Source organism: Streptomyces flavofungini, from assembly GCF_041028215.1.
GTDB lineage: Bacteria > Actinomycetota > Actinomycetes > Streptomycetales > Streptomycetaceae > Streptomyces > Streptomyces flavofungini_B.
Window position 1 is genome coordinate 1 of the sequence record NZ_JASKYR010000281.1, and the last position, 8,618, is coordinate 8,618.

Consider the following 8,618-nt stretch of genomic DNA (forward strand, 5'->3'; position numbering starts at 1 on the left):
GGGCAGCACCGGGCGGCGTTCACGGGCCTCSSSYGCSAKGTGCCGCTGCCGGACCCGCGCCTGTACGACGCGCTGTACGCGCGGCACATGGCACCGGAGGCGTGGCGCCCCTACGGTGACGCCGCCGAGGTGCTCGTGGGGCTGCGGGAGCGGGGCGTCGGCGTGGCGGTGGTCAGCAACATCGGGTGGGACCTGCGGCCGGTCTTCCGCGCCCACGGCCTCGACCGGCACGTCGACGCGTACGTCCTGTCCTACGAGCACGGCATCCAGAAGCCCGACCCGCGCCTCTTCGCGGTGGCCTGCGACGCGCTGGGGGCCGATCCCCGTGAGGTCCTGATGGTCGGCGACGACCGCCGGGCCGACGGCGGGGCCGCCGAGCTGGGGTGCGCGGTGCGCTTCGTCGGTCATCAGCCGGTGCACGAGCGGCCCGACGCGCTGCGGCCGGTGCTCGGCCTCGTCGGCCACGGCCGCGGAGACCTGCCGGGCGACCGCCCGTGAGCAGGCAACACTCCCCCGCGGTGTTGCCTGCCCCAGGCCGGTCCGGCCCGCGCGGGGCTCAAGGAGGGCCCCCATGACGGGCTCTCGCTGAGTATATTGGCTCAGAGCCAGTCAACGCAGGAGTTACAGAATGTCCCCGCGGAGCCCGCAGGTCAATGAAGAGCTCCGCAGGCGTTCGCGGGAGCGGCTCCTCCAGGCGACGGTGGAACTGGTCGCCGAGCGCGGCTTTGAGGCCACGACGCTGGGCGACATCGCCGACCGCGCGGGCGCCGCCAGGGGCCTGGTGTCGTACTACTTCCCGGGCAAGCGCCAGCTCCTGCAGTCGGCCGTGCACCGGCTGATGCACCGCACCCTTGAGGCCGCCCTGGAACGCGAGCCCGGCGCGCCGGACGGCAGGGAGCGGCTGGCCCGCGCGGTCGACGCGATCCTCGGCCTGGCCCGCGACGAACCGCTCCTGATGCGCACGCACATGGCGGGCATCCTCCAGGCGGAGGGGTTCGTGCAGTGCCCCGAGCAGCAGCGGCTCGCTGAGCTGCTCCGGGACACCGTCGAGCGGTGCGGCTCCGGCGACATCGACCGCGACTACCCGCTGCTGCGCGCCCTGCTGATGGGCGCGGTCTTCGCCCTGCTCATCCCGGGCGCCCCGATGCCGCTCGCGACGCTGCGGGCCGAGCTCTTCCAGCGGTACGGCCTGGAGTGGGAGCTCGGTGTCCCGCCGGGCGGGCCGCCGCCCGGCGGGACATCATCGACGCTGTCGTGCGGACCGCGGTGGCCCGGGGGTCCTCAGTCGAAGTAGTCGGGCTGGGTCTGGACGTTGAGCTCGCCGAGGCGGACGCGCTCGGCGGACCTGACCCGCTTGTCGTTGATCTTCAGGACGTCGAGCCCCATGGCGATGTCGTTGGAGTAGACCCGGCCGTTGTAGTAGTACGCGGACCAGGAACCGGCGGTCACGATCTTGTCGGTGGTGTGCGGACCGCGCTCGAAGTAGCCGATCTCCTTCGGCCGCGCGGAGTCGGTGAAGTCCCAGACCGAGACGCCGCCCTGGTACCAGGCCTGGACCATGAGGTCCTTGCCCTTGACGGGGATCAGGGAGCCGTTGTGCGCCACGCAGTTCTCGGTGGCCGCCTGGTGGCGCGGGATCTTGAAGTAGCTCCGGAAGACGAGCTTGCGCTTGTCGCCCTTGCCCCTGATGTCGTAGATCCCGTTGGCACCGCGCTTCGGCCCGGTGGCCTCGTCGCAGGTGGCGCCGGAGCCGCCGCCGAGCTCGTCGGTGAAGACGATCTTGTTCGCCTTCTGGTTGAAGGTCGCCGAGTGCCAGAACGCGAAGTTCTCGTTGTCCTGCACCTGGTCGATGATCTTCGGGCGCTCCGGGTCCTTGATGGAGAACAGCAGGCCGTCACCCATGCAGGCGCCCGCGGCGAGGTCCTCGGAGGGGAGCACCGTGAGGTCGTGGCAGCCGGTGGTCTTGGAGACACCGGGGTTGGTGGGCCCGCCCGGGTTGCCGCCTCCGTCGGGTCCCTCACCGGGGAAGAGCACCGGGAAGTCGACGACCGCAGCCTTCTCCGGGGCCCTGCGCGGCACCTTGATGACGGAGATGCCGTCGTGCGGCGGCTGGCAGTCGGGGAAGGCCGCGCTCGGGGAGTACGAGGAGACGTACACGTAGACGTCGCGCTTCTTCGGCACCAGCGTGTGGGTGTGCGAGCCGCAGGCGGTCTCGACGGCCGAGACGTACCGGGGGTTCGCCTTGTCGCTGATGTCGAAGATCTTCATGCCCTCCCAGGAGGACTTCTCCGTCGCGGGCTGCGAGGTGCTGTTGCAGGAGTTGTCGCTGCGCGAGGAGTCGGTGGAGAGGAAGAGCAGGTTCCCCGAGACGGAGATGTCGTTCTGGCCGCCCGGACACAGGACCTGCGACACCGTCTTCGGCGCCTCGGGGTCGCTGATGTCGAAGATCCGGAAGCCGTCGAAGTTGCCGGCGAAGGCGTACCTGCCCTGGAAGGCGATGTCCGAGTTGAGGCCCGGCAGGGCGTCCTTGGGGACGTTGGCGAGGTGCTCGATGTTGGCCGAGTGGGCGACCTCGTCGGGACCGGGTATCTCACCGTTCGCGATGGCCTCGCGCGCCTTCGCGGCGTCGCTCTTGGAGACACTCTTCGGGGCGGCGCCCGCGTCACCGGGGTCGGGTGTCGCTCCCGCGGGCGCCACGGTCAGCAGCGTGGCGAGGAGACCGGCCGCCACGGCGCCGACTCCCAGGCGTCTGCGCCGCGTTCGGGGATTGTTCAACAGGGTCACTGCGTCCTCCCTTGTCGCCGTTCACGGTCGAACGGTTCACGGACACCCGCAGTATCGTTCTCATCATGCTCAGATCAACAGGCGGAAACACGCTTGTCATGGAAGTTTCCGATCACTGGCACTCATCCTCGTGCTAGGACGGACCCAACTCGTCCGTTTTCACCGGAGGTCGCCGTGCTCCCCCACCGCCGTACGTACGTCCTCGCCGCACTCGTGGCGTCCTCGGTCCTCGCGCTCGGGGGCTGTGACTCGCAAGGGAAGTCCGGCGGCGGCTCCGGCGACCGGAGCGGGGCCTCGCCGGGGCCCTCGGTGATAGCCCCCGGCAAGCCGGGCGAGAGCGCGGACACCCTGTCGGCGAAGGAGGCGGCGAAGCGGCGGGCCGACGACGACACCCCGAACTCGGCCGACTTCACCTATGTCCAGATGATGATCGAGCACCACGGGCAGGCGCTGACCATGACCGGGCTCGCCCCGAAGCGGGCCGATTCGACGAAGGTCAAGCGGCTCGCCGCCCGCATCGGCGCCGCCCAGAGACCCGAGATCGGCGCGATGAAGGGCTGGTTGAAGAGCCACGGCGGACCGCGCGAGCGGCACGGGCACGACCACGCGGCGATGCCGGGGATGGCCAGTGCCGCACAGCTCAAGCAGTTGCGCGCCGCCAAGGGCGAGGCGTTCGACGAGCTCTTCCTGAAGCTGATGATCACGCACCACACCGGGGCCGTCACCATGGCCACGGACGCGCTCTCCGAGGGCAACAACCTCCAGGTCGAGGAGATGGCGAACGACGTGGTCGCCCAGCAGACGAGCGAGATCGGCCGGATGCGGACGATGGACTGACCGACGCCGACCGGGAGGTACCGGGTCTCCTCGCGAGCCCCCTCGCCGTACAGCCGCACGCCACACCGCGCACGCTCCTGACAGGGGCCGCCCCGGATGCGATCCTGAGACCGTCCCGGGGTCGCCTCGCGGAGGGAGCACCGCCGTGCTGCATGTCGCCGTCGTCGGCTCGGGCCCCAGCGGGGTGTATGCCGCACAGTCCCTCGTCCAGCAGGACCGGGTGCCGGACGTCCGGGTCGACGTGCTCGACCGGCTGCCCTGCCCCTACGGCCTCGTGCGCTACGGAGTCGCGCCCGACCACGAGAAGATCAAGTCCCTCCAGAACAACCTGCGCGCGGTGCTCGAACACGAGCGGGTCCGCTTCCTCGGCGGCGTCGAGATCGGCCCCGCCGCCCTGCCCCGCGAGCGCCTCCTGAGCCTGTACCACGCGGTGGTGTACTGCGTCGGCGCGGCGGCCGACCGCAGGCTGGGAGTGCCGGGCGAGGAGCTGCCGGGCAGCCACTCGGCGACGGAGTTCGTCTCCTGGTACAGCGCGCACCCCGACGCCCTGCCGGACAGCTTCGCCCCCGACGGATTCGTGCGGGACGTGCGGTCGGCCCTGGTCATCGGCGTGGGGAACGTGGCGGTGGACGTCGCCCGCATCCTCGCCCGCGGCGTCGCCGAACTGCTGCCCACCGACATGCCGGACGCGGCCCTCGGCGTCCTCGCGGGCAGCCGGGTGCGCGAGGTGCACATGGTGGGCAGGCGCGGCCCCTCGCAGGCCAGGTTCACCACCAAGGAGCTGCGGGAGCTCGGCTCGCTGCCGGGGACCGAGGTCGTCGTGGACCCGGCGGAGCTGGCGCTCGACCCGGCCTGCGCCGACCCCTCGGGCCTCTCCCCGGCCTGCCGCCGCAACGTCGAGGTGCTGCGCGGCTGGGCGGAGCGCCCCGCGAGCGGCCTCGCGCGGCGGATCATCCTGCGGTTCTTCCTGCGCCCGGTGGCCCTGACGGCCGGGACGGCGGGGCGCGTCGCCGGGGCGCGGTTCGAGCGCACGCTGCCGGACGGCCGGGGCGGCGTGACGGGCTCGGGGCGGTACGAGGACATCCCGGCCCAGCTCGTCCTGCGCTCGGTGGGCTATCGCGGGGTGCCGCTCGAAGGGCTGCCGTTCGACGCCGGGCGCGGCACGGTGCCGCACGCGGCGGGGCGGGTGCTGCGCGACGGGGCGCCGTCGGCCGGTGAGTACGTGGCCGGGTGGATCAAGCGCGGGCCCACCGGCGTGATCGGCACCAACCGCCCCTGCGCCAAGGAAACCGTCCAGTCGCTCCTGGACGACGCCCCGGTGCTCGCCCGCGAGCTGCCGGGAGATCCGCTGGCGGGGCTGCGGGCCGCGGGACTGCGGCCGGTGGAGTGGCCGGGCTGGCTGGCCATCGAGCGCGCCGAGGCGGAACTGGGGCGCTCGCTCGGCAGGGGCGTGGTGAAGATCCCGGACTGGGACGGACTGCGCACGGCGGCGGCACGGGCGACGCCGGGCTGAGGGGGACCGCCTCCGACGGCTCCGGGCCCGTGGCGGGCGGGCCCGGATCGTCTCGGGCTCGCGATCCCGGATCAGCTCTGGATTCGCGGGCCCGACGGATTCGCGGGCCCGGATCGGCCCTGGCTCCGCGGGCCCGGATCAGCCCTGGCTCCGCGGAGCCGGATCAGCCCTGGCTCTGCGGACCCGGATCAGCCCCCGGCGGGCGCCCGGCCCGCGTCCTCCCGCCCGGCCTGGCGGGACGCCGCCGCGAGGACCGTGTCCAGGAGGCCGGGGAAGAGGGCGTCCAGGTCGTCGCGGCGCAGCACGCTCAGCTTGGCCGTGCCCCGGTAGATCTGCCGGATCACGCCGCTCTCGCGCAGCACCCGGAAGTGGTGGGTGCTGGTCGACTTGGAGACGGGCAGCGCGAAGTAGGAGCAGGAGAGCTCGGCGCCCTCCTCGCGCGCGAGGTCCCGGACCACCCGCATCCGCATGGGATCGGCGAGGGCGTGCAGCACGCCTTCGAGCCGGATGTCGTCGAGCTCGGGGTGGGCGAGCGTCCTGCTGCTCGCGGCGGTCGTCATGGCTGCTCCCGTTCGTCCGGATCTCCCTTGCCGCATTGTACGAGAACCACCGTAGTTTGACATCCACCGTACTACGAGGTTTACCGTACGAGCAGCACCCCAGCCGTGACGAATGGAGTCCGCCGTGAGCGCGCTGTTCGAGCCGTACACCCTGCGATCCCTGACCATCCCCAACCGGGTCTGGATGCCCCCGATGTGCCAGTACTCGGCACCGGCCGAGGGTCCCGAGACCGGCGCGCCCCAGGACTGGCACTTCGCGCACTACGCGGCGCGGGCCGCGGGCGGCACCGGCCTGATCATCGTCGAGGCCACCGCCGTCAGCCCCGAGGGCCGCATCAGCCCCTACGACCTCGGCATCTGGAACGACACGCAGGTCGCCGCGTTCCGCCGGATCACCCGCTTCCTCAAGGGCCAGGGCACGGTGCCCGGCATCCAGATCGGCCACGCCGGACGCAAGGCCTCCACCGACCGCCCCTGGGTGGGCGGCGCCCCGGTGGGCCCGGACGAGCACGGCTGGCAGCCGGTCGCCCCCAGCCCGGTCGCCTTCGACGAGCGCCACCCGGTCCCCGACGAGCTGGGCACCGAGGAGATCCGCGCGATCGTGGGGCAGTTCGTCGACGCCGCCCGGCGCGCCCTCGACGCCGGTTTCGAGGTCGCCGAGCTGCACGGCGCGCACGGCTATCTGATCGGCGAGTTCCTCTCCCCGCACAGCAACAGGCGCACCGACGCCTACGGCGGCTCCTACGAGAACCGCACCCGCTTCGCCCTGGAGGTCGTCGACGCCGTGCGCGCCGTATGGCCCGAGGACAAGCCGCTGTTCTTCCGCATCTCCGCCACCGACTGGCTGGAGGAGGGGGGCTGGACCGCCGACGACACCGTCCGCTTCGCCGCCGAGCTCAAGGAGCACGGGGTCGACCTGCTCGACGTCTCCACGGGCGGCAACGCCTCGGGCGTGCGCATCCCCGTCGGACCCGGCTACCAGGTCCCCTTCGCCGCCCGCGTGAAGGCCGGGACCGGACTCGCCGTCGCCGCCGTCGGTCTGATCACCGAGGTGGAGCAGGCCGAGAAGATCCTCGCCAACGGTGAGGCCGACGCCGTCCTGCTCGGGCGCGAGCTGCTGCGCGACCCGTCCTTCGCGCGGCGTGCGGCACGTGAACTCGGCGCCGAGGTCCACGTGCCCGACCAGTACCACCGGTCGGTCTAGGGCCCTCTCCGGGCCGACCCCGGCCCGGAGTTCTACTCCGGAATGGCCGCCAGCGTGAAGGAGTGGCCCATCGGGTCGGAGTAGGTCCGCGAGTCCCGTGGGCCGCTGTTGTTCTTGGTGTCCACGGGGCGCGCGCCGAGCCCCACCGCCTCGCGCTCCGCCTCGTCCATGTCCTGCCGGGGGACCATGATGCGCAGATGGGCCTGTTGGGAGTCCTCGGGGCGTGGCCAGCTCGGCGGGATGTAGTCCCGCTCCCGGTGCACGGCCAACTGGACCCCGCTGTCGTTGGTGATCTCCACGTAGTCGGGGTCCTTGCTCAGCCGCACCTCCGCGTCGAGCAGTCCGGCGTAGAACTCGGCGAGCGCCTCGGGTTCCGAACAGTCAAGTACCAGCACGGTGTTCTTCTGCACGGTCATTCCTTCCGGATGTCCCCGTGCCGTCGGGCCAAACCGCGCGGCCGGGCCGCCGAGCGGAGTTTCCGCTTCCGAGGCAGGGGCACCCGCGCCGCCATGGAGTGGTTGCAACGGGCCGCGTGTACCGACGAGAACCCCGAGTTGTTCTTCCCGGTCGGAACCGCGGGACCCGCACTGAGGGACGTCGCCGCCGCCAAACGCGTCTGCGCCCGCTGCCCCGTGAGCGGGGAGTGCCTGTCCTGGGCGATCAGGACGGGCCAGGCGTCGGGCGTGTGGGGCGGCACGGGCGAGGAGGAACGAGCGGTGCTGCGCAGGAGGGCGCTGAGAGCGGAGCGGGCCGCGGCGGCGATGACGTCGGCACGGCTCGCCGGATGAGCTACTTCATCCACTCGGCCTCGTACTTCGCGTAGGTGCCGTCGTGGGTCGCGAGATGCGTGAACCGGTCGACGTACTCCTTGAAGTCCATGTCGCCGCGCGGCGTCGCATAGGCCTTCTCCGAGAACGTGAAGGGCTTCTCCGGGTGCAGGGCGCAGAGTTCGGGGTGGATCTTCGACTGGTAGAGCGTCTCGCTCGCGTCGGTCATCATCACGTCCGCGCGGCCCGCCACGATCTCCTGGAAGATGGTGGTGTTCTCGGGGTGCAGCTTGATCGTCGCCCGCTTGATGTGCGCGCGGGCGAACTCCTCGTTGGTGCCGCCGGGGTTGACGATGACGGTCCTGCCCGGCGTGTCGATGTCCGCGAGGGTGCCGTCCTTGAACTTCTCCTTCTCCGCGCAGCGCACGATCGGCGTCTTGCCGTCCTCGCGCGTGGGCTCGCCGAAGTAGACCTGCCGGGCGTGCGGGAGCGTGATGGAGATCCCGCCGACGCCGATGTCGCAGCGGCGCGCGGCGACATCCTTGGTGAGGTTCGCCCAGGTCGTCGCCACGAACCTCGGCTTGGCGCCGAGGCTCTTCGCCAGGTCGCGCGCCATGGAGATGTCGATGCCGCGGTAGGTGCCGTCCTTGGGGTCCCGCTGGGTGAAGGGTGCGTAGTCACCGGTCGTGCAGACCTTCAGCACGCCTTCGTCCGGCACCGTGTCGAGGAGGCTGCCGTGCGGGCGCTCCGGGCGCCGTGCCGCGTCCGGGGACGCGGGGGCGGCGGCCGTGACGGCCAGGAGACAGACCAGGGCGGACAGGGTGGCGGCACGCTTCACGGGGGACTCCTCGGCGCTCGGGCGGCTCGAAGGGATCACCCTCGCAGACGCCCCGGCGCGCCGGACGGGCCCGGCCTCACCCCCGTCACGTTCCCGCCGCTCACCCGCCGAGAAG

10 protein-coding genes are annotated in these 8,618 nt (G+C 72.0%); 6 read left to right on the top strand and 4 right to left on the bottom strand.

The genetic code is table 11. The features are described from left to right. The coding region (locus tag AB8Z36_RS20030; protein ID WP_369214716.1) for an HAD-IA family hydrolase at positions 1–498 on the top strand (498 nt) is incomplete at its 5' end. A 130-nt stretch (positions 499–628) separates the two neighbouring features. Continuing rightward, positions 629–1,294, top strand: a complete 666-nt coding sequence (locus AB8Z36_RS20035; RefSeq protein WP_369214717.1) for a TetR/AcrR family transcriptional regulator — start codon at positions 629–631, stop codon at positions 1,292–1,294. Here the strand turns inward: AB8Z36_RS20035 and AB8Z36_RS20040 are convergent. After that, complete coding sequence (locus AB8Z36_RS20040) at positions 1,282–2,784, bottom strand: LVIVD repeat-containing protein (RefSeq protein WP_369214718.1); 1,503 nt, start codon at positions 2,782–2,784, stop codon at positions 1,282–1,284. The two genes, AB8Z36_RS20035 and AB8Z36_RS20040, sit on opposite strands and share 13 nt — an antisense overlap. 174 nt (positions 2,785–2,958) lie before the next feature. On the opposite strand from AB8Z36_RS20040, the gene AB8Z36_RS20045 reads away from it, so the two are divergent. Both AB8Z36_RS20045 and AB8Z36_RS20050 read left to right on the top strand, forming a co-directional pair. Further along, entirely contained in the window at positions 2,959–3,621 is a 663-nt protein-coding gene (locus AB8Z36_RS20045; RefSeq protein ID WP_369214719.1) for a DUF305 domain-containing protein, read from the top strand. A 145-nt stretch (positions 3,622–3,766) separates the two neighbouring features. Next, complete coding sequence (locus tag AB8Z36_RS20050; protein WP_369214720.1) at positions 3,767–5,134, top strand: FAD-dependent oxidoreductase; 1,368 nt, start codon at positions 3,767–3,769, stop codon at positions 5,132–5,134. Positions 5,135–5,322: 188 nt separating this feature from the next. Here AB8Z36_RS20050 and AB8Z36_RS20055 read toward each other — a convergent pair whose 3' ends face one another. Beyond that, positions 5,323–5,694 carry an ArsR/SmtB family transcription factor gene (locus AB8Z36_RS20055; RefSeq protein WP_369214721.1) on the bottom strand — a complete coding sequence of 124 codons (372 nt, stop codon included), beginning with the start codon at positions 5,692–5,694 and terminating at the stop codon, positions 5,323–5,325. Positions 5,695–5,818: 124 nt separating this feature from the next. Here AB8Z36_RS20055 and AB8Z36_RS20060 point away from each other — a divergent pair, with 124 nt between their 5' ends. Then, positions 5,819–6,898, top strand: a complete 1,080-nt coding sequence (locus AB8Z36_RS20060; protein ID WP_369214722.1) for an NADH:flavin oxidoreductase/NADH oxidase — start codon at positions 5,819–5,821, stop codon at positions 6,896–6,898. Between the two features lie 32 nt (positions 6,899–6,930). Here the strand turns inward: AB8Z36_RS20060 and AB8Z36_RS20065 are convergent, their stop codons facing one another. After that, complete coding sequence (locus AB8Z36_RS20065) at positions 6,931–7,314, bottom strand: VOC family protein (RefSeq protein WP_369214723.1); 384 nt, start codon at positions 7,312–7,314, stop codon at positions 6,931–6,933. Positions 7,315–7,407: 93 nt separating this feature from the next. Between AB8Z36_RS20065 and AB8Z36_RS20070 the strand changes: the two genes are divergently transcribed. Then, entirely contained in the window at positions 7,408–7,686 is a 279-nt protein-coding gene (locus AB8Z36_RS20070) for a WhiB family transcriptional regulator (RefSeq protein WP_369214724.1), read from the top strand. Position 7,687: 1 nt separating this feature from the next. Here the strand turns inward: AB8Z36_RS20070 and AB8Z36_RS20075 are convergent, their stop codons facing one another. Then, complete coding sequence (locus tag AB8Z36_RS20075) at positions 7,688–8,503, bottom strand: transporter substrate-binding domain-containing protein (protein ID WP_369214725.1); 816 nt, start codon at positions 8,501–8,503, stop codon at positions 7,688–7,690. Positions 8,504–8,618: the final 115 nt, after the last annotated feature.

Excerpts from the sequence above, each read along its gene's own strand:
- AB8Z36_RS20065 (WP_369214723.1), bottom strand. The coding sequence starts at position 7,314 with ATGACCGTGCAGAAGAACACCGTGCTGGTACTTGACTGTTCGGAACCC.
- AB8Z36_RS20070 (WP_369214724.1), top strand. The coding sequence starts at position 7,408 with ATGGAGTGGTTGCAACGGGCCGCGTGTACCGACGAGAACCCCGAGTTG.
- AB8Z36_RS20055 (WP_369214721.1), bottom strand. The coding sequence starts at position 5,694 with ATGACGACCGCCGCGAGCAGCAGGACGCTCGCCCACCCCGAGCTCGAC.
- AB8Z36_RS20035 (WP_369214717.1), top strand. The coding sequence starts at position 629 with ATGTCCCCGCGGAGCCCGCAGGTCAATGAAGAGCTCCGCAGGCGTTCG.